This window comes from Novosphingobium endophyticum (genome assembly GCF_014640675.1).
GTDB lineage: Bacteria > Pseudomonadota > Alphaproteobacteria > Sphingomonadales > Sphingomonadaceae > Novosphingobium > Novosphingobium endophyticum.
Genome location: NZ_BMHK01000037.1, coordinates 1 through 24,403 on the forward strand (window position 1 = coordinate 1; position 24,403 = coordinate 24,403).

A 24,403-nucleotide genomic window follows, 5' to 3' on the forward strand; every position below is an offset into this window, starting at 1 on the left:
TGCATGCTGCGACGCCTGGAACTGGCTCATCGCACAACCAGACCAAATCACTTCAATCGGTTCACGCCATTGGGCACAGGTCAATCAATGAAGCCGTGCGTATAAGTTCCTCCCCGCGAGCGGGGAGGGGGACCGCGACGCGAAGCGGCGTGGTGGAGGGGGTATCCTGGCAGCGCCACGCTTGGTCGAGAGCCCCCTCCCCCATGCTTCGCATGGTCCCCCTCCCCGCGAGCGGGGAGGATTTGAGACGGCTAACCGACTTTCCAGACACAGGCCCCGCTGCAGGCGTTCACAAAGCTGCCGACCTTTGGTCCGTCCGACGAACGATAACGGCTCCTGCCGTCAGCAGAAACTCATACGATTCCATATCGCTGGAGCGCCCGTTCGATCGTTAATCGCTCGTTGGCGGGCAAATGGATGCCCCGACTTGCCCTGAAGGATGCCGGCATCCCATTCAGCGCCGGCCGTCGCTTGAGTTCCAGGCCTTGATCGGAACAGAACTCTTCAATCCCGCTGAGCGTGCCGCGCGGATCGGCGCAGAAGTCTTGATAATCGATTTCGTGGAAGCGGTTCCCGGAATCTCATTTTGCGCCTCCCTGATGGCAATTTCCGTCAAGGACACCTGTTCGGCGACATATTCCACGGGCGGCAGGTTGCCCCGCTTTTCCAGCCCTCGGGGAATGACAGAGTAGTGTCCCCGCTCGTTGCCGCACCGCTGCCGCCGGGCCGCAAGCAAGGACTGCGCGACCTCGAGAAGATTGCGCTTGACGACAACAAACAACGCTTTCGGAAAAATCGACGCCAGCGCCGAAATGCGCAGGCTGTTGCACGGGGTCTTCGAAATGAACGGAGCTTGGAACTGGTCTGCCAGACAAGCGACCGACGCCACGAGCCATCGCTCCCGATCGGGATCTACTTCTTCAGGCTGTACGGCTTCGTGCGTATCGCTTGGAAATGCGTGCGCCCACACGGCGACTGCCTCGTTCGGCCCGGCAGAGCCCGGAGTCCCTCCCGCGAAATTCCGGAATTCTTTGGAGACAGCCCAGCGATGGGCTCTCAGCAAACGCGATGCGCGCGCAATGCTGCGGGGAAAGCGCGCCGTGACGTTGTTTATGTATGCGAAGTGCCACGCCGTCGTCATGGCCTGATAGACCACCGTCGTTCCTGATCTCGGAACGCCGACGATGAAGACCGGCCGGGGCATGTCGTCGGGCACCCTTGTTGGAAACCCCGTCGCCAGAGCAGTGTCCACCGACTTGAGCGCGCCGGTAGCTACGCCACGAGCGATGCGTTCCAAATTCCTGCGCTTGCCTGAATTCTTCAACCCGTCGCCTCCTCGTCCCTCGGATCGCTCCCCAGAATATCTATGGGAGCCAACTGGGCTCGAATGTCGGTGTCAACCTCCAATGGCCGACACTCCTCGTATTAGGACCTAACGGGACGAGCGGATAATCCCTTAGACTGAAGCTCAGAAGGCTTCTGTAACGGGCCCATTGTCAACCCCGATTCGGCCTGATCACGTCGCCGGCTTCATGCTTCTGTCCGCAGTCACCGCGAGGGCGCTGCATGATGGATGTCCTCAGCGAACCGGTCGACCAATCTAGAAACGCGCAGTCACCCGAAGGGCTGCTCCCGTCTTAACGGCCTGACCTAGCTCGTGCGTCCCGGCGACGGGACCTTGCCATCGGACGCAATGGCGGCGCCCGAAAACCTTTGTGCCTTACCCTTGCTCCTGCCTGGTACCTGTCACGCCGCGGCCAGCTTCGGATCGAAGCAGGTGCCGTCGCTGAGCATGCGGTGCATGACGACGGCCAGCTTGCGGGCCAGCGCCACCTTGGCCTTTTTCATGCCCGCCCTGCAGGCGACCTTGGCGGCCCAGCTCTTGAGCTGCGATCCCTTGACCGGCCTGGTCAGGATGATGTTGGCCGCCTCGTAGAGGGCTGTGCGCACCTCCTGATCCCCGCATTTGGAAATGCGCCCGGTGACATCGGTCTCGCCTGACTGGTACTTGCGCTGCGTCAGGCCAAGATGCGCGCCAACCCCGTTCGGGATGAGCGGAACCTCGCAGGATCATCGATGGCCGACACGAAAGTCAGCGAGATCAGCGCACCAACGCCAGGTACAGTCATCAGCAACTGCGCTCGCTCGTCCTGCCGCGCCCGCCTCGTGGCAATGCCATCGAGGCGGTGAAATTGCTCGAGCAGTGTGGCGCGGGCCTTGAGCAAGGCATCGATCGTGTCCGTCAGTCCGGGAGCGGATGCTGCCAGTTCACGCACCCGCCCCTCGAAGGTCTTGCTGTTCGTTGGGCCAACCTTCAGGCCGTAGCCCCGCAGCAGACCGCGCAGGCACATCTCGAGATCGATATATCGCGACTGCAGCATCTTGCGGCCAGCAAGCAGCGTGCGGTTCTCCTGCGCTTCCTGCGACTTGCAGTGAACCCGGCGGTACCAGCCAAGACGCATCAGCTGCGCAATGCCGCGTGCGTCCTTGCGATCGGTCTTGACCGGCATCGATCGAAAGGCATCGCGCACCTGCCGCGTCTCGAGCAGGACCACCGGCAACTCGGCCTCGATCATCGCAGCGTAAAGCCACTGCGACAACGGACCTGCCTCCAAGCCGATCGCTTCCAACTCAAGATCAAGCTCGGCGAACCACGCAAGGATCGCCTCGGGCTCGCTGGCAACCCGCGCTTCCTTCACAGTCTTGCCCGCTGAATCCACAACGCAGAAATGCGAGACTTCCAGCGAAACGTCGATACCGGTATAGTAGCTCACGGTGGTCTCCCCAGATGCTTGGCGCAGCCCAACCGCTGACGCCGTTCTACCATCTACCGGGAGGCCACCAACCCTGCACCAGGGTTAGTCGGCCCCGCCGGGACCGTTACTCCATCTAGATCAACGGCGCGATCGAGAATGGAGGTGAAACGATGAGTTGACCGCAGCTGCTGGGGGAGGAGATTCCGAAGGGAGGAACCCCCGGCTCGACGGGCGTCGCTCCGCAGAGATGAATGGACGGCAAGCTTCAGGGCTCCCCCCACGCTCAGGAGCCACCGCAACCGTGGCAATCCACGAAAAGACCCGGCGAGCCTGTGCCCACCGGGTCCTTTCGAGACCTGCTTGTCAGGTTGCTGCCTAGCGGAGCAGCGACATCACGTTCTGCTGGGCCTGGTTGGCCTGGGCGATCATCGCGGTCGAGGCCTGCGAGAGGATCTGGGCTTTGGCCATCTGCGTGGTTTCGGCCGAATAGTCGGCGTCCTCGATCCGCGAACGGGCGTCCGAAAGGTTCGTCACGTTGTTGGTCATGTTGTTGATCGCCGATTCAAGGCGGTTCTGGCCGGCGCCGAGGCCGGCGCGGGTGGAGTTCACGTCGGCCAGAGCGAGGTCCACGTTGTCGATCGTGGTCGAGGCGGCGCCGGCGGTTGCGACGTCGAGCGCGGTGGCGTCGATGTTGGTGCCGTCGATCGCGGTCGAGGTCAGCGTGACCGTTTCACCCGCGTTGGCGCCGGTCTGGATGTCGATGGTGACGTCCGTGCCCGAGGTGGTCGAGAACATCGCGTTGCCGTTGAACTGCGTGTTGGTGAGGACATCGGCGATCTGCTCGGTCAGCGCGGTCACTTCCTGCTGCATCGCGTCGCGGTCGGTGTCCTGATAGGTGCCCGAGGCGGACTGGATCGCCAGTTCGCGGACACGCTGCAGCATGTTCGTGACCTCGTCGAGCGCGCCGTCGGCGGTCTGCGCCATCGAGATACCGTCGTTGGCGTTGCGGATGCCCTGGCTCATGCCCTTGATCTGCGAGGTCATCGAGGTCGAGATGGCGAGGCCGGCGGCATCGTCCTGCGAGCTGTTGATGCGCTTGCCGGTGGACAGGCGCTCCATGGCGATGCCGAGCATCTTGTCGGCGGCGGTCGAGGCATTGGCGGCGCGCAGGGCGCTGATATTGGTGTTGATGACAGACATGAATACTTCCCCAGTTTTCAAGTTTTCGGGAATGTCGTCGATGACACGGCCCGGATAGCCACCAGAACGGTCGCCGGCGGCGGGGTTTAAGGACGAAGGCGCATTTCGATGGATCACGCCCTGCGGATCGTGCGCTCTCGAAAGGCGAAAAGTCCCGGTATTCCGTGACTTTCCATGCTTTTGCTTGATCGGCGGAGATTTCGCCGACATGGCTTGATTTTCCGCTCCGGAAGCCCGCGACACGAAGGATTCTTCCCCCCATGCCCACCGGTCTGGTTGCCCTGCTCGACGACGTATCGGTCATCGCCCGCGCCGCCGCGGCCTCGCTCGACGATGTCGGGGCGGGGGTCGCCAAGGCGGGCAGCAAGGCGGCGGGGGTCGTCATCGACGATGCGGCGGTGACGCCGGGCTATGTAACCGAGTTCACGCCCGACCGCGAACTGCCGGTCATCTGGCAGATCGCCAAGGGGAGCCTGCGCAACAAGCTGCTGATCCTGCTGCCGATCGCTTTGCTGCTCAGCGCGCTGCTGCCCTGGGCGATCACGCCGATCCTGATGCTGGGCGGCCTCTACCTCGCGTTCGAGGGGGCGGAGAAGGTATTGGAAAAACTCGGCGGAGCGCAGCACGGCGAAACGCTGGCAGACCCCATCGAGGATGTCGCCGCATTCGAGCAGACGCGTATCTCCGGGGCCATCCGCACCGACCTCATCCTTTCGGCGGAGATCATGGCGATCGCGCTGGCCGAAGTGGCGGCCAGCTCGCTGCTCAGCCGGGCCGCGACGCTCGCTGTGGTGGGCGTGCTCATCACCGCCTGCGTTTATGGCGCGGTGGCGCTGATCGTGAAGATGGACGACATCGGCCTCCACCTCGTCGAGAAGCAGAACGGCGCCTCGAAACGGGCCGGGCGGGTGCTGCTGCTCGCCATGCCCAAGGTTCTGGCGCTCCTGAGCACGGTCGGCACGCTCGCCATGCTCTGGGTCGGTGGCGGCATCATCCTGCACGGGCTGGAGGAGATGGGCGTGCATGCCCCCGCGCACCTCGCGCATGACCTGCAGCATGCGGTGGCCGTGGCGACAGGGCCGCTGGGCGGTGTCCTGGGCTGGCTGAGCTATGCGCTGGCGTCTGCGGCGGTGGGCCTTGTCCTCGGTGCAATCATCGCGGTGGCCGTGCACATCATCGGCAGGGCACGCGGCAAGGCGCACTGATGCTGTCGTCATCCCGGGCTCGCCCCGGGACCGCTGGCGCTCTTGAGGAGAGCCTGTGCCCGGCGCGCCACGCGGGGCGCCTGGAAACTGCCAGCGGTCCCGGGTCGAGCCCGGGATGACGGTGCGCTTTCACCAGCGAACTTCGATCAGGGCAATCGCGCCAGCAGATCCCGGGCGAAGAGCGTGAGCGTATCGTCGCGCGCGCCCATCACGACTATGCGGTCTCCCGGCAACGCGATCCGGGCGATGTGCCCGGCGCAATCCTCGCGCGCCGGGATATAGTCCGCCTCTCCGCCGGCCTGGGCGATGAGCCTCACGATGCGTTCGCTTCCCTCCGAGCGGTCGACCGTGCCGCCGTGGTAGACCGGGTCGCAAAGGATCGTCATGTCGTCCGGCCCGAGCAGGCGCGCGAAGACTTCGGCCAGTTCCGCGCCCATCTGGCGCAAGGGGCCGTAGCCGTGCGGCTGGAAGAAGGCGATGACGCGCCCGGTGTGGGCCTTGAGCGTGCGCAGCGTGGCCGAGACCTTGTCGGGATTGTGGGCGAAATCGTCGATCACGGTGATCCCGCCGGGTGAGGTGCCGACGATGTCGAACCGGCGCGCCAGCCCCTTGAAGCTGCCGAGGGCGCGGACCGCCTCGGCCACCGGTACTCCGCAGGCGTTCGCGGCGGCAATCGCGGCGAGGGCGTTGTAGAGGTTGTGCCGGCCCGGCACCCTCAGCGCCAGCGCATGGGAAGTACCGTTGCGCCGGTCGAGCACGGTGGCGGTCAGGCCGGTGGGGCCTTCCACGAATTCGGCTGCCGCGATCTGGGCCTCGGGCGCGGTGATGCCGAACGTCACCAGCGCCTTTGCCCGCGCGGCGAGGGCCCGTGTCTCCGCGTCGTCAAGATTGACTGCCGCGACTTCGGCAACCGCGACGAAATCGCCGAAGAGCTGGCGCAGTTCGTCCATGCTCTTGTGGTCGAGGCTGACGTTTCCGAGCACCGCGACTTTCGGGTGATAGAGCGCGATCGAGCCGTCGCTCTCGTCGACCTCGGAAACGAAGACTTCTCCGTTGCCGACCCGCGCGCTGGCGAAGGGCGCGTCGGGGCGCACGAAGTTCTTCATCACCGCGCCGTTCATGATCGTCGGATCGCGGCCGGCCTCGGTCAGGATCCAGCCGGTCATCCCGGTGACGGTGGACTTGCCGCTGGTACCGCCGATGGCGATGCCCGCCGGCGCCGCGTTGAACAGCGCGGCGAGCAGTTCGGCCCGGCTCATGCGTGGGCAGCCCAGTTCTCCCGCGCGCACGACCTCGGGCACGGTGTCCTCGACCGCCGCCGAAGCCACGAGCGTCTGTCCGGCCGAGGTCATGCCGCTTCCGTCCTGCGGGAACAGCGCGAAGCCCAGGCTTTCGAGCCATGCGAACTTTTCGGGTGTGCGGCCCTGGTCGTGGCCGCGGTCCGAACCCGCAACCTCGGCGCCGAGGCCCCTGAGGATCAGTGCCAGCGGCAACATACCCGATCCGCCGATGCCGCAGAAGAACCAGGGGTGGGCGGTAAGGTCATCGGCGCGAGTCATGTCGCTTCGGTATGCGCCCTTGTCCGTCCTGACAACCTCGATAGGAAGGGCGTATGACCAGCCCGATCGTCCGCGTCGCAGTTTGCGCACCGTCCACCCCGATCACGCGCGATGATGCCGATCGCGTTCTTGGGCTTGCCGCGGCGGAGTTTCCGCGGGTGGCGCTGGAAATCCACCCGCAATGCTTCGAATCGCACGGGCATTTCGCGGGCGACGATGGCCGGCGGGCCGACGTGCTGGTGGACTGCGCCAACGATCCCTCGTTCGATGCCGTGTGGTTCGCGCGCGGCGGCTACGGCGCCTGCCGCGTGGCCGAGGACGCCCTCGCGCGATTTGCCCACGTCGCCGAAAGCAAGACCTGGCTGGGCTATTCGGATGCGGGTTATCTTCTCGGTGCATTCTACCGTCAGAAGATCGGAAAACCCGTCCATGCGCCGATGGTGGCCGACATTCGCAGGGAAGGAGGCGAGGCGGCGATCCGGCGCACGCTGGCGTACCTGTCCGGGGAAGGTGCCGGGCTGGAACCCGCACTGGACCACCGCCCGGCGGTTGCCTTCAACCTGATGACGCTCGCCATGCTGTGCGGCACGCGGCTGATGCCGGGCCTTGCCGGGCATGTCGTGCTGGTGGAGGAAGTGTCCGAGTACCTGTACGCCGTCGATCGGTTGTTCTTCCATCTGACCGCGCATCTTGGCGGCATCGCCGGCCTTCGTCTCGGCCGGGTGAGCGAGGTTCCCGAAAACGACCGCCCCTTCGGCCAGGGCGCCGAGGCCATCGCCCGCCACTGGTGCGATCGCCATGCCATCCGCTATCTCGGCAGGGCCGACATCGGCCACGACGCGGCCAACAAGATCGTGCCCTTCGGGGCGAATTAGAGCGGCGTGCGGTATATCTGAGGCAACCCCGAAGGGGCGGGCCCCTTTTGGCCGATCGCACCGTCACTCGTCAGTCACTATGCAAAGGCATGGCTCTTTCCTCGCTCCTCGCGCTCGGCCAAAATCGGCTTCGTCACGGTGGCTCAGATATACCGCACGCCGCTCTAGGCGGCGCTGACGGCGGGCGCCCTTGCATATCTGTCCGCGCGCTCCGCGTTTGCGATGGCGAGCGCGGCGGTTATGCCGAAGCCGAAAGCGTTTATCCCGCCGAAGTCCGCATCGCCCACCATCAGCGTCACCACGAACGACGGCACGAATGAGAAGCGGAACGCCGATACGATAAGCTGTGTCTCCACCGGGGCGCCGGCGGTGGGGCGAAGCAGGCTCTGCAGCACGAAAGCACAATAGAGCATCCCGCCGATAATGCCGGTGCCGCTGAAGATCGCGACGAGGCTGCTCGATGCCCGGGTGCCGCCCAGGCCTACGCCGAATCCATGCGTCTCAAGCAGGCTGGCCCAGGCGACGGAGCGCCACATTCCGCGCTCCGCGTAAGAGTTGGACGAGGTTTTCTGCAGGACCATCCGGTCGATCAGCGCGTAGACCGGATCGAGGGCCTGCGGCCAGACGATCAGGACGAGCGCGATACCCGCCGCCATCGCGACGACGACCGACAGTTCCCCGCCAAGTCCCCGGCGATAGATCGAACGGGTTCGGCCCCGCGTGTTGGCGCGCAGGAACCATTCCTGCGCGGCGACGACCATGAGCAGGCGGACGCCGACATAAGTGCCCGATGAGGTCGACAGCCACGCGCAGACCGCAAGCATGGCGAGCACGACCGGCACCCAGACGTTCCGAACCGTGTCATCGAAGATCGCGCGGCGATAGAAGTAGAGCGCGCCCATGAAGGCGAGGCACAGGCCGCCGAATGCCGAAGCCTCCGGCATGAGGCCCGCGACCCGCTTGGCGCCGAGGACCTCGACATCGGTGACCAGGGCATAGCTGGCGGTGCGGAATGGAGCGAGAAGCGGCTCGAGCGGCAGGAAATGGCTTGCATGGTCGAGAAATCCCGTCGCCGCGGTAACAGCGCCGCCCAGGCACATGGCCTTGAGCGCGTGCTGGCGCACGATCGGGCACTGCAGGAGCCGGGCGAAAGCGAAGACGGAAAAGACGGCAATGGTGAGATAGGCGAACTGCGAGAGGTTCTGCGCGCTCGGACGCAGCGGCGCCGTTTCGCTCAGGATGCCGCGAATCGGCACGACCATCACCGCATTCTCGAAGAGGCGCGGCATGAAGGCCGTGGTGATCGCAGCGACCAGCCAGAACAGGAACAGCAGCATCAGCCTTTGCGGCAGCAGGGCCATGGTCAGTGCTGTCGCCGGCCCCTGCGGGTTGAGGAAGGTGCGCAGGATGATCAGGAGCGTTATGAGCGGCGTGGCGGTGAACGTCAGGCCGCCGGTCAGCGCCGTGGGAATCGCGGCAAAGGCGCCGAACGGCATCGTCGCGAAGAACAAGTAGATCAGCACCGGGCGCCGGCTCCCGCTGCCCCACAGTGCCAGCGCCCAGAACAGGATGATCGGGACGTAGTTCATCGCCGATCGGCCCTTCCGTGCATCGACCCCGCGCGCTGCGGCCTCACCGCGCCGGGTCCCACGCCGAAATGTGCCGCCCGATCATCTGCTCGAATTCGGCGCGGCGGGGGGCGAGATAGTCTGCCAGGTAGCGCCGCGCGCCGCTGTCATCGACCCGCGACTTTTCGAACGAAACGGTCGATGCCGCGCGCAGACGGCTCACGACCGCTTCCGGCAGCCGCCGGCGTGCCGCCGACCACAGAGCCGAATCGCGCAGTCGCCTGACCAGCGGAAAGCGCTGGCGCCGGCTGGTGGGCGGGGAGCGGTGGCGTTCCGTCAGTTGTCGATCGTCATATTCGTAAGGATCGAGGCCGAGCCATTGCAGCACTCCGGCCAGAACTTCCCGGCGGTTGGCGCGCAATTCCTCGGCGACGACGACGTGAATCTGCGCGCTGTCGAAGTGCTCGAGGTAGGCGCGAAGCTGCAGCGCGTAGTCCGATGTATCGCGGTAGAGCGGATTTTGCCGAACCGCCGTCTCCAGGGGCAGAGCTTCCTGAAGCTCCTTGAAACGCTGCCAGTAGTGGCCGATCGCCCGCGTGACAGGCTCGCGAACGGTGCAGAGTATCCGCGCGTCCGGACATGCGGCGGCGATGCGCGCCGGCACGTTGCTTCGATGCGGGGCCTGCGAGTAGTAGACGCTGCCTTCGCCGCGATAGCGCGCGTTCTCCCCGCCCTGCCAGAGCTGGAGGTAGGCGTCCCAGTCGTGCGAGCAGGGCTGGCGGGCCATGATCGGCCAGGCCGCTTCCAGTTCGGACTGATCGACGAAAAAGCACGGCTCCTTTTCGCTGCTCTTGCAGATGTCGGGATGGGGTTTGAGGTAGGCGTGCAGTGCGCTCGACCCCGACTTCGAGGCGCCGATGACGAAGAGGTTGGGCGCAAGGGTGCTGCGGCAAGCCTCCGCGCTGGGCCGTTGCGACAGATCGGCGAAGAGTTCGGCGGTGCTTGCTGACCAGATGTGCCTCCCACGCTGTACGGTATGCGAGTTGCAACCTATCGCGCGGCGGGCCCGGCCGATATTCAAGCAAGGTCCATTATGGCTGTAATCGTCGGCACAAAAAAATCAGGGCGACCTTTCGGCCGCCCTGACTCGATCTTTACTGACTTGGTCGGACCTCAGAATTCCTTGCTGATGCCCAGCTTGATGACCCGTCCCAGCGTCCAGCCTTCGTAGGTGATCGTGTTGGGTGTCCCCCGCATGATCCTCTGCGGCGTCTCCTCGAAGACATTGTCGACATTCAGGCGGAGCGAAGTTCCCGCCAGAGCACCGCTATCTTCCTCGAACCGATAGCCGAGGAACAGATTGGTCGTAACGAACGGATCGACCGTCACGTCGTTGCCGAGGAAGTCGGGGTTGGAGCTGGTATACTTGCCCGAGAAGTTGACGGTGACCCTCGTCGATACCGGCCCGGCATTCAGACCGGCGAACGCCGTGGCGGTCAGTTCGGGAGTACCCAACCCCAACTGGTTGGAGGCTTCTCCGGCGGATATCCGTACGGATTTCGTCTGCTTGGTGCCGTTGAGGCCGAGCGAGAGATTGCCAAAGCTGGTCGGCGTGTTGAAATAGACGTGGAAGTCAACGCCTTCCAGCTTGGCCGCTTCGATGTTGCTTGTCCGGCGATCAACCAGCAGCGCGATATCGTCGAAGCTGATCTGCTCCGCGAGTTCGGCACCGTTGGCCAGCCCCGACAGGAACTCCGCGAAGAACGCCTCCGACGGATTGTAGAAGTAGAGTTCCGGGTTGGTTACATAAGTGTCGGCATTGCCCGCGTCGACCGCGCCCAGAACATTGTCGAAATCAATCGAGTAGAACTGGCCGCCAAACCGGAAATTGCCCGGCGTGGCCTCGAAACCGATGGCCCAGCTTTCCGCGGTCTGCGGCCTCAGCCCTTCATTGGGACCTTCGGCGAGGAACGCGCAGGTGCCCGTCTCATCCCATTTGCCAAACGGATCCTGCGGTCCCTGGCCGGGCGAATAAATGCCGCAAACGAAACGTCCCACCGGACGGGCCGCGGTGTCGATGGCATTCGGTGCGTTGAACGACGTGTTCCAGTGGCCGTAGAGCTGGAGCCAGCTGAACGGCTTGATCTTCACGCCGACGTTCGGATTGGTCGTCGAGCCGAAATCGCTGTAGTCGTCATAGCGCAGCGAGCCCGCGACATCGAGCCAGTCGGCAAGCGGCAGCACGAGTTCGCCGAAAACGGACTTCGCGTGGCGCTCTGCGCGATTGTAGGGCACCGTGCCTATAACACCGGTTCGGTTGGTTGCCGCCCTGTACTGGGCACTGGAGCCCTGGTACTCGACGCCCACGGCCAGCTTGGCGTCTCCGCCTTCCAGCGCGAACAGCGGGCCGTCGGCGACCGAACGGACCAGCGTGAACTCGTGGATCGAATCCTGAGCGGTTTCGAAATCCGTGATGTCGTTGATCACGGCGATGTCCGCCGCGGCTACGTTGATCGGATTGAGTTCGCCCCCATCGATATAGTCCTGCGCCAGAGCCTGGTTAACGCCGGGCGTGCGCTGGAAGTTGGTGGACCGGCCGACGTGAAGCTTGTTGCTCACCTGCCAGCCGCCGCCAAGGTCGATATTCAGTTCCGGCGTGACGCCCCAGGTTTCAAGGCCAATGCGCGTCGACGACTCTTCGTAATCCGGATGTGCGCCGAACGAGAAGCCAATGCCTCCCAGGGACGAATGGATCTGGCCGATAGTGGGGTTGGCGGGAAATACCGGAGCAGCCGCAGGCGTGGAATAGCCACGCGGATAGCCGAACAAGGACAAGTCACGCTTGACCCAATAGGCGGTTACGCGAAGGTCGATGTTGTCCGCGACTTCCTGTGACAGCGAGGCGAAGACGTTGCTGCGCTTCAGTTTGGGCAGGTACGTTCCCGCTGCTGTATGGTCGCACGCGTCGCCGATCGGGAATACACCGGCACCGGGGGCCTGTGAACTGTTCGTCCAGCCGGCACCAAAAAAGAAGTAGCGAATTTCACTACCTACCGGTTCGATGCACTGCGTGTTGGTAAAGCTCGGATTGCCGTCCGCGTCGTAAATCTCGCCCGTCGCCCAGTCGGTCTCGCCATTCAGGACAGCGTCGCGGCGGACATGCCCGGCCGAAATGTAGGCATTGCCGGTCGCCCAGCTGGTTCCGGCGGTGACCGCCGCGTCCCACTGGTCAAAGTGCGAAAGCGTCGTACCGAAGCCGTAGTTGGCGTCGACCTTCACGCCCTCGAAGCTCCGCCTGGTGCGGAAGTTGAGAACGCCAGCGACGGCGTCCGCGCCGTAGAGCGATGAACCGCCGTCGGTTACGACATCCATGCCCTCAAGGACAGCGGCGGGAATGATGTCGACGTCGACGGCCGACTGTTGGATGCCGACCGGCGTGACGCGGGCACCATCCACAAGCACGAGCGTTGTGCCGCCCGATGCCGAGTTGATACCCGGCAGGCTGCGCAGGTTCGGACGCTGGATCGAAACGCCGGCTCCCGTGATACCGCGCGGATCGACTTCGAAGCGGCCGTTGAATGTGTTTGAAATCTGCGGAACGAGTTGCAGTATCTCGTTGGTCGTAGTCGAGCCTTGCTGGGTGATCGCTTCCCTGTCCACGGCGATGGTCTGCGAACCGACGACCTCGGTGCCGCGAATCAGCGTACCGGTGACGACGATCTCGGGGGCGCCGGAATCGTCTGTCTCATCGTCTTGTGCGTAAGCCGTGCCGGTCGTCGCCAGCGAAACGGCAAGTCCGGAAAGCGCGATGCCGGCCCGCAATTTGCCGATCGCGGACATAGTGGAATTCCTCATTTATTCCCTCCCTCATGAAACTGACCGCTCTATTGTAGCGAGTTACGATGTCAGCAGCCCTCGGCGGTCCCGTACGAGATAATTCTTGACCGGTCAAATGTTTCGCGATGAGGGGTCTTACCAATAGAGTGCTCTACGTTCGGCGTGCTGTCATACCAATTTGACGCATCGGGCCAATGCATGGTTCATGCACTTTCCGCAGTATTTCTATGCCATTCATCGCGCCTGGCAGCTCCGATTTCGGAATCCGCGCTCGGCGCGGTGTCATCGCCACGCCAGTTGCGCCGGCAACCGTTGCACGATCGACCTACTTGCGCAGCCTGGTAAACTCTTTTACCCAAGATGTGCTGAGGGCATCTGATGTCCGGCCGCAATTCCGCTTGAGACAGTTCCGGTTATCGAGACGGTATGACAACGATCGACTGCGTCGATGCTTCAAGGACCAAGCATATCAATTCCGATGGTAATATCTGGGCCCGGGATCTCCTGAAGCGAATGCTCGATGCGGCGATCGCCTCGGCCGATCCGGCTGTGCGTTTGCCCGGTTGCCTGCCTCCGCCTCCGAAGGGGCGTTGCCTTGTCGTGGGGGCGGGAAAGGCAGCTGCATCAATGGCCGCGGCCGTTGAGCGCGCATGGCCTGAGGCCGATCTCTCGGGGTGTGTCGCGGTACCCTATGGTTATGGCCTCGATTGCCGGAGGATCCGCGTTCGCGAGGCGGGCCACCCGGTGCCCGACGCGAATTCGCTTGCCGCCGCTGAAGAGATACTGGCCACTGTTACCGATCTTGGACCTGACGATCTTGTTGTTGCCCTGATTTCCGGTGGGGGCTCGGCAACGATTTGCCTGCCGGCTGCAGGGATAACTCTGGCCGACAAACAGGTCACAAACCGCCTGCTGTTGGCATCCGGGTTCGATATCCGCACGATGAATGCCGTTCGCCAGAAGATTTCGGCGATCAAGGGAGGCAGGCTGGCGGCAGCAGCAGCGCCGGCACGGGTCATCACGTTTGCCATCAGCGATATTCCGGGGGACGAAGCGGAGGCGATAGCATCGGGGCCGACGGCACCCTCGGGCGCCGAGATCGACTTTGACCATGTCGTCGAAGTCCTTGGTCCGCAATTGCCAGAGCCCGTCCGGGAATTGCTTGCCAGCCCGGCGCGCCCGGTGAAGGCCGATCATGTCGATCCCATACAGGTGATCGCAACCGCGAAGGGCGCACTCGCCGCTGCGGCAGACGTGGCGACAGAGCACGGCATCAAGCCCATCATCCTGGGTGACGCCATCGAAGGCGAGGCTCGGGAGGTCGCGCGGGAGATGGCGCAGAAAGCGCTTGACCATACCGGGCCATGCGTCCTGCTTTCGGGTGGAGAAACCACCGTCACGGTCGGTAATGACAAGGCGGGGCGAGGCGGCCGGAATACCGAGTTTCTGCTGGCCCTGGTGGTCGCACTGGCAGGTCGTCGCGGCGTGTGGGTGCTCGCGGCCGATACCGATGGCGAGGATGGCTCGAATCTCGGTGCGGCCGGCGCCATTGCCGGACCGGATACGCTGGAACGTGCGCGCCAGGCCGGACTCGATCCCGCAGCCGCGCTTGCCGGCCACGACAGCGGAAGCCTCCTCGCCTCGCTCGGCGACCTGATCGTTACCGGTCCGACGCTGACCAACGTCAACGATTTCAGGGCGATCCTCATCATGCCGCACGAACGCGGCTAGTCATTTTCAGGAGATTCACATGAATATCGGCTTCATCGGCGTTGGCATCATGGGCAGGCCCATGGCGGGACACCTGCAGGCCGCCGGGCACCGGCTCGCCCTGGTGAAGCACCGGTCAGACCTGCCGCAGGAATTGGTCGACGGCGGCGCGCTGTCCTGCGCCTCATGTCGCGAAGTGGCGGAGCAGTCCGACGTGATAATCGTGATGGTGCCCGATACGCCTGACGTGGAGCGCGTACTGTTCGCGGAAGGCGGCGTGGCCGAGGGCCTGGGCGAGGGCAAACTGGTAATCGACATGAGCTCGATCGACCCGATTGCAACCCGCGAGTTTGCGGCCAAAGTGCGCGAGAAGGGGGCGGACTATGTCGACGCTCCGGTTTCCGGAGGCGAGATCGGTGCGAAGAACGCTGCACTGACGATCATGTGCGGCGGCGAGCCCGCGGCCTTCGAGCGCGCGCGCCCGCTGTTCGAACTTATGGGCAAGAACATCACCCATGTCGGCGGGGTCGGTGATGGCCAGGTGGCCAAGGTGGCCAACCAGATCATCGTTGCGCTGAATATCGAAGCCGTGAGCGAAGCGCTGGTATTCGCGGCGAAGGCAGGGGCCGACCCGGAAAAGGTACGAGGCGCCCTGCTGGGGGGCTTCGCCTCCTCGAAGGTCCTGGAGGTCCACGGGGAACGCATGACCAAGCGGACCTTCGACCCCGGTTTCCGGATCGAACTGCACCAGAAGGATCTCAACCTTGCGCTATCCAGCGCCCGGGCGCTTGGGCTTGCGCTGCCCAACACGGCTTCGACCCAGCAACTGTTCAGCGCCTGCGTGGCCCGTGGCGGCAAGGCGTGGGACCACTCCGCCCTGGTCAAGGCCATCGAGGCGCTCGGCAATTTCACGTTGGGTGATCAGGCCTGAGAGGGGCCATCTGGACGTTTCGATCATACCGTTTTGGGCGATTCCGGGATAAGGTGCAGGAAGGCCTTGGCCTGCCTTTTGCGGCGCATTAATGTCGGCAAATGGGACGCACCTCGATCAAACCGGAAAAGCTGGCGGACGCAGTCGCCCGGCACATGCAGGAACTCATTCTCGAAGGAGCCCTGCCGCCGGGTGAACGGCTTTTGCCGGAGCGGGAACTCGCGGCCAAATTCGGAGTTTCGCGGCCCTCGCTGCGCGACGCGCTCGGCCAGCTGATCGAGCGTGGTCTGCTGATATCCGATGCGAACGGAGCCTGTTACGTGAGCGACAAGATCGGGCAGTCCATCAGCGATCCCCTGATGCTGCTGTTCGATGAACCACGGGGGCGCTTCGACTGCATGGAATTCCGGTCCGTCGTCGAAGCGTCGGCGGCCGGGCTGGCGGCGAAACGTGCGTCGCAAGCCGACCGGGAGGCGCTTTCGGAGTGCTTTTCCGCCATGGAAGCGGCGCACGAAAGCGGCGACGTGGAAGCGATTGCCGCGAGCGACGGGGATTTCCATTTCGCGATTTTCGGCGCGGCGCACAACGTCATGCTGCTGCAGGTCATGCGAAGCCTCGAGACGATCCTGCGGGCCAACGTCTATCTCAATCGCCGCAATCTCTACGAGCACAGGAGCGACCGGGACGAGCAGCTCGCCGAGCACCGGGCCATCTTCGATGCGATCATGTCGCGCGATGCGGCGAGCGCCGAGGCGGCGGCCCGCAAGCATTTGCTATCGACGATGCGGACCCAGCGGGAAATCCACGAAGAGGAACAGCGGCTGGAAGTGGCCGTCAGGCGGCTGTCCCGCCATGAGCTTCTCGCCCCGGCAAAAAAGCGGGAGCGCAAGACCTGAGGGTCAGGCCCGCGTGTACCGGTCTTCGGGCGTCAGGACATTGAGCATCGCTTCGCCTGCGGAGAAGCGCCGGATGTTTTCCCGGATTATGTCGAGCGAGCGTCCGGTGCGATCAGGCACCGCAGGCGTGACATGGGGGGTGATCAGCGTATTGGGGGCATCCCAGACGGGGCTGTCCTTGGGCAGCGGCTCGACCTCGAACGTGTCGAGTCCGGCCCCGGCGATTTCACCGGCATGGAGCGCTGCGACAAGGGCCGCTTCGTCAACCACCGGCCCCCGAGCCATGTTGATGAGGTAGCCCTTCGGCCCGATCAGCCTGAGTTCGCGCCTGCCGATCATGTGGTGGGTCTTGTCCGACAGGCCCAGGGCGAGGACAACGAAGTCGCTCTGCTCCAGCAACGGGTCGAGCCCTTCGCCCGCCTCGGCACTGAACAACTGGTCCACGCCCGGCGGCGGCTCGGTCGAACGGCGCCGGTACCCCAGAACCCGCATCCCGAAGGCCCGCCCCCGCAGGGCCAGTTCCTTGCCGGTGTTGCCAAGACCCACGATGCCCATGGTGCGACCGTACAGGCCGCGCAGGTCATCCTGCCCCGGGACGCCCCACTGGTGCGCGCGCTGTGCATCGAGGAACGCGGGATAACGATAGGCGAGCGCCAGCGAAAAAAACAACGCATGTTCGGCCAGAACCGGCGCGGACCGGCCTGCGGAACCGGTAACGACCAGTCCTTCCCGGAAAGCCTCCGGCCTGGCGGCACGGTTCAGCCCGGCGTGATCGACATGAATCCACCGCAGGCGAGGTGCAGAGAGGATCCGCACGTCCGGATCCTTGGCAAGTATCGCCACGTCGGCACGCGCCAGCGCCGCGTCGAAACCTTCGCTCTGCGGACTTTCGAAACGCAGGATTTCAGCCCCCTTCAGGGCGTCAATGAATCCCTCCCAATGGGCACCCTCGTACCTCAGCGTGGTGAGAACCGTCAGACCCTTCATCTCGCGTCTCGCTCAGTTCGCTGCTTCCGGAAGCAGGATAACCTCGAAATATTTCACGTCCGGCAGGTCTGCCCAGCAATAGCCATCCGGGCCAGGTGCCCCGAACGCGATCTCTTGCCCGCTTACCAGCGTGCGCGCCTTGCCGTTTGCTCCCAGCACACCGAGGCGCAGCCCCGGAACCACTGGAGGCTCTTCATAGGCGCTGCCGCGCTGGCCGGCATAGTTGACGACATGCACCACTTTCTGGCCCTCGCCGCGCTGCTTCGCGCGGATAGTGATCTCGACCGGACCGGCACCTGCCAAACGCACTTCGGGTTGGTATGCCGCTTCGATCAGGTGGCTCAGCAATTCGCGGTGGCCGGGCAGTCCGTCACGGAAATAGAGCCATTCGGGAAGCCATGGCAGATAGATTGCCTCGCCCTTGCCGTAGGCCATGCGCAGGACTCCCGGTCCCGCGCCGGCCTGGTCTTTCGGGAAGCACAACTCGGGCGGCCCATATTTCTGCTCCGGTTGCAGCAGCAGTTGTTCGCGGGCGCCGTTCCTGGCCTCTGCATCGAAATACCAGCCGTCCAGATGCAGGAGTTGCGCGACTGCAAATCCTGCTTCTCCCTCGCCGGCGGCGACATAGGTTTCGAGACCAGACCGGGCTCGGGTGATCGCGCGTGCCGGGAAGCTCGCCAGCGCAAATCCGTCCCGCCGGTTACCACGCTCATCGTAATGGCCCGTCTCGCCTGTCGCGATCAGGGTGCCGCCCGCTTCCACCCAGGCGTCGAGCGCACGCGCCTCGGCATCGCTGAGGGCAGGGGTGTTCGGCATGAGTATTACGTCATAACGCGACAGTTGCCGGGCAATGTCGTCATCTTCCATTCGCTCGTCGCTGACGAAATCGAAGGGAATGCGGGCTTCGAGCAGGAGGCGGTAGGCGCCGCGAAACGCATTGGTCCGCGCCTTGCCGGTTTCGCTCGCCCCGGCATGAAGGTCCGACACGCGCGAATGATAGAGGCCTACGCGCGCGCGCGATCTCGTCATGGTGAGATGTTCGCCATTCGCTTCGTGCCATTCGAGGAATTCGTGGACGGTTTCGAGCGGCGCCGGGCTTGGCTGGTCGAAAGTGCCGAGCAGGTAGTAGTCGATCTGTGCGCCGCTTGCGATCTGCTGTCCGAAGCGAAGCATGTGGTTGTGCGCGGTCTCGGAGGCGTAGCGCCACTGGTAATCGAGGAAATTCGTCGAGGCGCAGGAATAGGCCTTGCCGCCGCCGATCGCTTCGCCCCAGCGGGCGAGTTCGCCGGGTTGGTGCGGCCATTCCGGGGCAGGGCGGCTCACCGCACGCTGGATTTCGAGCCGCATGAAATCGCACGCGCCCTTGCCATTGCCCATCACGCCCGTCGACGGGCGGAGACTCTTGACGGTGTCGTAAATCCGCTGGGCGGCCTCGACGCTGGTGCGGCGCTTGAAGAGCAGGTAATCGGCAAAGGCCGGATCGGAAAAGTCTTCCCGTCGGGGCAATGCGCGGCCGAACATCTCGGCGAAACCCTCCTGGCAGTTGCTGCAGTGGCAGATGCCGCGGTATCGCCCGCTGTAATCGTAGGGCTGGTAGCCGGTCATGTTGAAAAACGCGCCGTCCAGATCGTAGCGCTCGATGCCCTCGCGCAGGATTCTCAGCGAGTAGTCGCTCGCCCATCCACCGTTGACGCAGGCTTGATAGGTGCCATTGAATTCCTGCGGTTCGCCAGCTTCATTGTGAACGAACCAGTCCGGGTGCGCGTCATAGGCGATCTGCGTGCCCTTCGAGAGGTCGAAGCGACCGATCATCCGAAGGCCCTCACGACGGGCGGCGGACAGCATCTCGCCCGTCAGGTCCTGCCCCTTTTCGAGGTATGGGTTGCGCGCGTGCAGATCGAGCCCGGTCGGATAGAAGGCGAAAATGCCTCCGACGTTGAAGGTTATCGCGCTCGCCCCGAATTCACGCCCTTGCCGTGCCAACGCGCGGGGATCGAGCGAGGCATCGATCAAACGCAGATTGGTCTGTACGATCCGATAGGGCTCTTCCCACCATACGGCTTGTTTAGACACGATCTGATCAATCCTTTGTTCGGGCTGACGGGACCACATTCCTGGCTGGGCACGCCCCATGGACCAGCCATGCTTTGCGGAGCAGGTTCAACTAGGCAATGTAGGCAGGTTGGTCAATTTATTTGACCGACACCCCTCCTGTTGCTAATCGACGTACCGCCTGTGGACGCAGGTCGGCGTGCGTCACGCCCCAGTTTCCGGGGAAGGAAAAGGGGAGTGACGTCGCCTTCCGGCCGTTGTGGCAGGCTTATGCAGGGCCGGGCAAATCGCGGATTCGCAGGGGTAGCGCGCTACACCGCGGGAGGCTCTTTGGCCCGATATGTTCGCCATTTGGGCGCCTCGATTGGTGCCGTTTATGAGTTTACGGCCTTAGGAGCCTCCCGAGATGTCGCTTGCCATGCCTCCCGTATGCTCGGCTACGGTCGCGAACCGCAAGGAAATCGCAGCCGGACTGCGATCGATCGTGCCCGATGGCGTTATCGAGATCGCCGATGAGCTCAAGCCGTACGAATCCGACGGGCTGACCGCCTACCGCCAGCCACCGCTTGTCGTCGTTCTTCCGGAAACGACGGAGCAAGTGTCCCGGGTGCTCGCTTGGTGTCATCGCGAGGGGATAAAGGTCGTGCCGAGGGGGGCGGGGACGTCCCTGTCCGGCGGCGCCCTGCCTCTGGCGGACGGGGTTCTCCTCGGTCTCGCGCGCATGAACAGGGTGCTCGACATCGACTATGTCGATCGCGTCGCCGTGGTCCGGCCCGGCGTGACGAACCTGGCCGTGACAGGCGCCGTTGAAGGGGAGGGCTTCTATTACGCGCCCGACCCGTCGAGCCAGATCGCCTGTACCATCGGCGGTAATGTCGCGGAGAATTCCGGCGGCGTTCATTGCCTCAAGTACGGGCTGACGACGAATAACGTGCTCGGCGTGGAGATGGTGCTGGCCGATGGCGAGATCATTCGCCTGGGTGGTCGGGACCTCGAAGCCGCAGGGCTTGATCTGCTCGGCCTTGTCGTCGGCTCCGAAGGATTGCTGGGAGTGGTCACGGAAGTCACGGTGCGCATCCTTCCCACGCCGGAAACCGCGCGCGCCATCCTGTTGGGGTTCCCCACGACCCGCGCCGCTGGCGATTGCGTGGCGCAGATCATCGGCGAGGGCATCATCCCGGCGGGGATGGAGATGATGGACAAGCCGGCGACGCACGCGGCCGAGGCTTTCGTGAAGGCCGGATACCCTCTCGATGTCGAGGCGCTGCTCATCGTTGAAGTCGATGGCCCGCCCGTCGAGTGCGATATCCTGCTGGAAACCATCGCCGGAATAGCTGCCGCGCACGGAGCAACGACATCGCGCATTTCGCAGAACGAGGAAGAAAGACTCCGCTTCTGGGCCGGACGCAAGGCAGCCTTCCCGGCGGTCGGTCGCCTCGCCCCGGATTATTACTGCATGGACGGCACGATCCCGCGCAAGCGGCTCAGCGAAGTGCTCGAACGCATGGCGGAGCTGTCGCGCCAGTACGGGCTTGGGGTCGCGAACGTCTTTCATGCCGGCGATGGCAACCTGCATCCGCTGATCCTTTATGATGCGAACCAGCCGGGCCAGCTGGAGAAGGCGGAAGCCTTCGGTGCCGACATCCTCAGGATGTGCGTCGAAGTGGGCGGTGTGCTCACCGGCGAGCACGGGGTGGGCGTGGAGAAGCGCGACCTTATGCCGACGATGTTCAACGAAGTGGACCTTGCCCACCAGCAACGGATCAAGTGCGCCTTCGACCCCGAGCTGAAGCTCAATCCGGGCAAAGTCTTTCCCCAGCTCCATCGCTGCGCGGAGCTGGGCCGGATGCACGTTCACAAGGGGCAGGTCCCTTTCCCCGACCTGCCGAGGTTCTGATGCTGTCGCCGGAAACAACTGTTCGCCCCGCCGATGAGGACGAATTGCGCCACCTGGTCGCGGAGGCGGCGGCTTCAGGCGTCCCGCTCGAACCGCGCGGCGGCGGTAGCAAGCAGGACATCGGCAAGCCGGATCGCAGCGCGGCGATTGTCGACCTCTCGGCGTTCGCGGGTGTGATCGATTACGAACCAAGCGAACTCGTGCTCACTGTTCGTCCCGCGACGCGCCTCGGCGATGTGGAAGCGCTGCTCGACGGACATCAACAGATGCTGGCTTTCGAACCCTGGGATCATGGACCGCTGTTCGGCCGGCAGGCGGGCACCGCAACCATCGGCGGGATCGTGGCGGCAGCCGTTGCTGGACCACGCCGGGTTTCCGCCGGGGGCGTGCGCGATCATCTGCTGGGCTTTTCCGCGATCTCCGGGCGCGGCGAAACCTTCAAGGCGGGCGGCAAGGTCGTGAAGAACGTGACGGGATACGATCTGCCGAAAGTTATTTCGGGATCCTGGGGCCAGCTCGCGATCATGACCGAACTCACGCTGAAGGTCGTGCCGAAGCCGCGCGACACTCGCACCATTGCGGTCACCGGTCTCGATCCTGACAAGGCGGTTGCGGCGATGGCACGAGCCATGGGCTCGCGCATGGCACCGTCGGCCGCCGCACACCTTCCGGAGACAGGCGGCACTGGCCCGGTGACTTTGCTGAGACTGGAAGGCTTTCCGCAATCCGTGGATGTACGGGCGGGCCAGCTGGTGGAACTGCTCGACGACGGGAATTCGGTGGAACAGCTCGATCATGCGCTTGCCGGCAGCCTTTGGGCGGGGGTTCGCGAGGCGCGCGAACTGGCGGGATCGGACGTCTTGTGGCGGGTCCATCTTGCGCCATCGCGTGCCCCGGCTTTTGCCCGCGCGCTCGATGCCGAGGGCGCGAGCTGGTGCCTCGACTGGGCTGGGGCTCAAGTCTGGGTGGGCGCCGCGGCCCCGCTCGATGTCCGCGCCCTCGCGAGCGAACATGAGGGGCACGCGATGCTGTTGCGCGCGCCACCGGCGATACTGGAGCAAAGGCCGATACGGCAGCCGGAGGCGCCGGCGGTCGCCGCGCTTTCGGCCCGCGTGAAACAGGCCTTTGATCCGGCCGGTATCCTTTCTCCCTCTCGGTTCGGCTGACGCGCGATGCAAACCCGTTTTACTCCCGAGCAACTGCTCGATCCCGCAACGGCAACGTCCGAAGCTGTAATCCGCAAATGCGTGCACTGCGGCTTCTGCACCGCCACCTGCCCGACCTACGTGCTGCTGGGCGACGAACTCGATAGCCCGCGCGGGCGCATCTACCTGATCAAGGAGATGCTGGAGAACGAACAGGAGCCCTCGGCCGAGGTCGTCAAGCATATCGACCGTTGCCTTTCGTGCCTGTCCTGTATGACGACCTGCCCGTCGGGCGTGAACTACATGCACCTCGTCGACCATGCCCGCGCCTATATCGAGGAGCGGTATCGCCGGCCTGTGCATGAGCGACTGATCCGCTGGACGTTGGCGCAGACGCTGCCATATCCGCGCCGGATGCGGCTGGCGCTGCGGCTCGCAAGGTTGGCGCGCTGGATGGAGCCGGCCTTCGCCCGGACTAGCGCCACCCGTCCGCTTGCCGCGATGCTGCGTCTCGCGCCCTCGCGCCTTCCCGCACCGGGCAAGACCGAATCCGCGCTCGCCGAGGCAGCGCGAAGAGGGCGAGTGATCCTGTTGCAGGGCTGCGCGGAAAACGTGCTTCGGCCGGAGATCCGCGCCGCCACGGTTCGCCTGCTCACCCGCGCCGGGTACGATGTGCAGTTCGCGCCGGGCGAGGGCTGCTGCGGCGCGCTGACCTGGCACCTTGGGCGCGAGCAGGACGGGCTGAGCTCCGCGCGCCGGAATGTCGACGTCTGGCGAAGCGAGTTGGAGAAGGGCCTGGACGCCATCGTGATCACCGCCTCGGGCTGCGGCACGACGATCAAGGATTACGGCCACATGCTGCGCGAGGACCCGGCTTACGCGGAAGATGCCGCAAGGCTCTCGGCGCTGGCGATGGACGTGACCGAACTGCTCGCCAGGGACGGCCTGCCCGCCGCCGCTGACGGGCCGCAGCTGGATGTCGCCTATCTGTCCCCCTGTTCGATGCAGCACGGCCAGCAGATCAGGAAAGAGCCTGTCCAGCTTCTCGAAGCGGCGGGGTACCGCGTTCGCCAGCCGGCCGAAGCGCATCTCTGCTGCGGATCGGCGGGAACGTACAATATCCTCCAGCCGGAAATCGCGGGCCAGCTTGGCGATCGCAAGGCTGCGAACCTCGAACGGCTCTCGCCTTCCGTCATAGCAACCGGCAATATCGGCTGCGCCACGCAGATCGCTTCGCGCGTCGATGTGCCGGTGGTCCACACGGTCGAACTGCTGGACTGGGCGACCGGAGGTCCGATACCGGAAGCACTCGATTCGCAAATCGCAAAACAGGAAACCTGATGATGCCCAGCCTTGCTCTCGAACAAGCCAACACAATCGCCAGCGCCGCTATCGCCAAGGGCCGCGAACTCGGGCTGAAGCCACTGTGCGTTGCCGTGGTGGACGCGGGCGGCCACCTTGTTGCCGTGCAGCGCGAAACGGGCGCATCGAACCTGCGCCCGCAGATCGCCATGGCCAAGGCAACCGGAGCCCTGGGGCTTGGCGTCTCGTCCAGAAAGATCGGGGAAATGGCGGCGGAGCGCCCCACTTTCATCGCGGCCCTGGCCGCCCTTGCCGATGCGGAAATCATCCCTGCCGCCGGCGGCGTCATCCTCTGCATCGAAGGGCAGAAGGTGGGCGCGGTCGGCGTGACCGGTGACACATCGGACAATGACGAGATATGTGCGCTCGCGGGGGCCGCAAGCGCCGGAGTCGAGACAGCCGGATAAGACCGTTCCGGGGCTC

At 64.5% G+C, this 24,403-nt stretch carries 17 protein-coding genes and 1 pseudogene; 9 read left to right on the forward strand and 9 right to left on the reverse strand.

The features are described 5' to 3' along the window. Positions 1-454 precede the first annotated feature (454 nt). The 3 genes and pseudogenes from IEX32_RS17705 to IEX32_RS17715 all read right to left on the reverse strand — a co-directional run bounded on the left by IEX32_RS17705 (position 455) and on the right by IEX32_RS17715 (position 3,956). On the reverse strand, positions 455-1,324 hold the full coding sequence (locus IEX32_RS17705; protein WP_229736469.1) for a sulfotransferase: 870 nt from the start codon (positions 1,322-1,324) through the stop codon (positions 455-457). A gap of 422 nt (positions 1,325-1,746) precedes the next feature. Then, positions 1,747-2,774 (reverse strand): annotated as a pseudogene (locus IEX32_RS17710) (IS110 family RNA-guided transposase). A 357-nt stretch (positions 2,775-3,131) separates the two neighbouring features. Further along, positions 3,132-3,956, reverse strand: a complete 825-nt coding sequence (locus tag IEX32_RS17715; protein ID WP_188772877.1) for a flagellin N-terminal helical domain-containing protein — start codon at positions 3,954-3,956, stop codon at positions 3,132-3,134. Between the two features lie 260 nt (positions 3,957-4,216). Between IEX32_RS17715 and IEX32_RS17720 the strand changes: the two genes are divergently transcribed. Then, positions 4,217-5,161, forward strand: coding sequence for a DUF808 domain-containing protein (locus tag IEX32_RS17720; RefSeq protein WP_188772878.1), 945 nt, complete (start codon positions 4,217-4,219; stop codon positions 5,159-5,161). A gap of 146 nt (positions 5,162-5,307) precedes the next feature. Here IEX32_RS17720 and IEX32_RS17725 read toward each other — a convergent pair whose 3' ends face one another. Next, entirely contained in the window at positions 5,308-6,720 is a 1,413-nt protein-coding gene (locus IEX32_RS17725; RefSeq protein WP_188772879.1) for a glutamate ligase domain-containing protein, read from the reverse strand. A 65-nt stretch (positions 6,721-6,785) separates the two neighbouring features. Here IEX32_RS17725 and IEX32_RS17730 point away from each other — a divergent pair, with 65 nt between their 5' ends. After that, positions 6,786-7,595: an LD-carboxypeptidase gene (locus tag IEX32_RS17730; RefSeq protein ID WP_188772895.1), complete on the forward strand. Its 810-nt coding sequence runs from the start codon at positions 6,786-6,788 to the stop codon at positions 7,593-7,595. A 164-nt stretch (positions 7,596-7,759) separates the two neighbouring features. Here IEX32_RS17730 and IEX32_RS17735 read toward each other — a convergent pair whose 3' ends face one another. From IEX32_RS17735 to IEX32_RS17745, 3 genes are all read right to left on the reverse strand, one after another. Beyond that, the gene (locus IEX32_RS17735) at positions 7,760-9,184 is read right to left on the reverse strand and encodes a hypothetical protein (RefSeq protein WP_229736470.1); all 1,425 of its coding nucleotides are present in this window, start codon (positions 9,182-9,184) and stop codon (positions 7,760-7,762) included. A gap of 43 nt (positions 9,185-9,227) precedes the next feature. Next, entirely contained in the window at positions 9,228-10,244 is a 1,017-nt protein-coding gene (locus IEX32_RS17740) for a sulfotransferase family protein (RefSeq protein WP_229736471.1), read from the reverse strand. Positions 10,245-10,336: 92 nt separating this feature from the next. Then, positions 10,337-13,018, reverse strand: coding sequence for a TonB-dependent receptor domain-containing protein (locus IEX32_RS17745; RefSeq protein ID WP_188772880.1), 2,682 nt, complete (start codon positions 13,016-13,018; stop codon positions 10,337-10,339). A 495-nt stretch (positions 13,019-13,513) separates the two neighbouring features. Here IEX32_RS17745 and IEX32_RS17750 point away from each other — a divergent pair, with 495 nt between their 5' ends. The 3 genes from IEX32_RS17750 to IEX32_RS17760 all read left to right on the forward strand — a co-directional run bounded on the left by IEX32_RS17750 (position 13,514) and on the right by IEX32_RS17760 (position 16,537). Next, the gene (locus IEX32_RS17750) at positions 13,514-14,731 is read left to right on the forward strand and encodes a glycerate kinase type-2 family protein (protein ID WP_229736472.1); all 1,218 of its coding nucleotides are present in this window, start codon (positions 13,514-13,516) and stop codon (positions 14,729-14,731) included. A 19-nt stretch (positions 14,732-14,750) separates the two neighbouring features. Beyond that, positions 14,751-15,641, forward strand: coding sequence for a 2-hydroxy-3-oxopropionate reductase (locus tag IEX32_RS17755; RefSeq protein WP_188772882.1), 891 nt, complete (start codon positions 14,751-14,753; stop codon positions 15,639-15,641). A 101-nt stretch (positions 15,642-15,742) separates the two neighbouring features. Next, positions 15,743-16,537 (forward strand): FCD domain-containing protein, encoded by a 795-nt coding sequence (locus IEX32_RS17760; protein ID WP_188772883.1) that lies wholly within the window; start codon positions 15,743-15,745, stop codon positions 16,535-16,537. Positions 16,538-16,540: 3 nt separating this feature from the next. Here IEX32_RS17760 and IEX32_RS17765 read toward each other — a convergent pair whose 3' ends face one another. Then, the gene (locus tag IEX32_RS17765; RefSeq protein WP_188772884.1) at positions 16,541-17,524 is read right to left on the reverse strand and encodes a D-2-hydroxyacid dehydrogenase; all 984 of its coding nucleotides are present in this window, start codon (positions 17,522-17,524) and stop codon (positions 16,541-16,543) included. A 12-nt stretch (positions 17,525-17,536) separates the two neighbouring features. Next, entirely contained in the window at positions 17,537-19,597 is a 2,061-nt protein-coding gene (locus IEX32_RS17770; RefSeq protein WP_188772885.1) for an alpha-amylase family protein, read from the reverse strand. Between the two features lie 385 nt (positions 19,598-19,982). Here IEX32_RS17770 and IEX32_RS17775 point away from each other — a divergent pair, with 385 nt between their 5' ends. The 4 genes from IEX32_RS17775 to IEX32_RS17790 are packed head-to-tail and all read left to right on the forward strand — an operon-like array spanning position 19,983 to position 24,387. After that, positions 19,983-21,473 carry an FAD-linked oxidase C-terminal domain-containing protein gene (locus IEX32_RS17775; RefSeq protein WP_188772886.1) on the forward strand — a complete coding sequence of 497 codons (1,491 nt, stop codon included), beginning with the start codon at positions 19,983-19,985 and terminating at the stop codon, positions 21,471-21,473. Then, positions 21,473-22,639 carry an FAD-binding protein gene (locus tag IEX32_RS17780; protein ID WP_188772887.1) on the forward strand — a complete coding sequence of 389 codons (1,167 nt, stop codon included), beginning with the start codon at positions 21,473-21,475 and terminating at the stop codon, positions 22,637-22,639. Before IEX32_RS17775 ends, IEX32_RS17780 begins: the two co-directional genes overlap by 1 nt. Positions 22,640-22,645: 6 nt before the next feature. Further along, positions 22,646-23,959: a glycolate oxidase subunit GlcF gene (gene glcF / locus IEX32_RS17785; RefSeq protein WP_188772888.1), complete on the forward strand. Its 1,314-nt coding sequence runs from the start codon at positions 22,646-22,648 to the stop codon at positions 23,957-23,959. A gap of 2 nt (positions 23,960-23,961) precedes the next feature. Continuing rightward, entirely contained in the window at positions 23,962-24,387 is a 426-nt protein-coding gene (locus IEX32_RS17790) for a GlcG/HbpS family heme-binding protein (RefSeq protein ID WP_188772889.1), read from the forward strand. Positions 24,388-24,403 lie beyond the last annotated feature (16 nt).

Coding starts and splice junctions, on each gene's coding strand:
- IEX32_RS17715 (WP_188772877.1), bottom strand. CDS start 3,956: ATGTCTGTCATCAACACCAATATCAGCGCCCTGCGCGCCGCCAATGCC.
- IEX32_RS17720 (WP_188772878.1), top strand. CDS start 4,217: ATGCCCACCGGTCTGGTTGCCCTGCTCGACGACGTATCGGTCATCGCC.
- IEX32_RS17725 (WP_188772879.1), bottom strand. CDS start 6,720: ATGACTCGCGCCGATGACCTTACCGCCCACCCCTGGTTCTTCTGCGGC.
- IEX32_RS17735 (WP_229736470.1), bottom strand. CDS start 9,184: ATGAACTACGTCCCGATCATCCTGTTCTGGGCGCTGGCACTGTGGGGC.
- IEX32_RS17745 (WP_188772880.1), bottom strand. CDS start 13,018: ATGAGGAATTCCACTATGTCCGCGATCGGCAAATTGCGGGCCGGCATC.
- IEX32_RS17750 (WP_229736472.1), top strand. CDS start 13,514: ATGCTCGATGCGGCGATCGCCTCGGCCGATCCGGCTGTGCGTTTGCCC.
- IEX32_RS17755 (WP_188772882.1), top strand. CDS start 14,751: ATGAATATCGGCTTCATCGGCGTTGGCATCATGGGCAGGCCCATGGCG.
- IEX32_RS17760 (WP_188772883.1), top strand. CDS start 15,743: ATGGGACGCACCTCGATCAAACCGGAAAAGCTGGCGGACGCAGTCGCC.
- IEX32_RS17765 (WP_188772884.1), bottom strand. CDS start 17,524: ATGAAGGGTCTGACGGTTCTCACCACGCTGAGGTACGAGGGTGCCCAT.
- IEX32_RS17775 (WP_188772886.1), top strand. CDS start 19,983: ATGTCGCTTGCCATGCCTCCCGTATGCTCGGCTACGGTCGCGAACCGC.
- IEX32_RS17780 (WP_188772887.1), top strand. CDS start 21,473: ATGCTGTCGCCGGAAACAACTGTTCGCCCCGCCGATGAGGACGAATTG.
- glcF (WP_188772888.1), top strand. CDS start 22,646: ATGCAAACCCGTTTTACTCCCGAGCAACTGCTCGATCCCGCAACGGCA.
- IEX32_RS17790 (WP_188772889.1), top strand. CDS start 23,962: ATGCCCAGCCTTGCTCTCGAACAAGCCAACACAATCGCCAGCGCCGCT.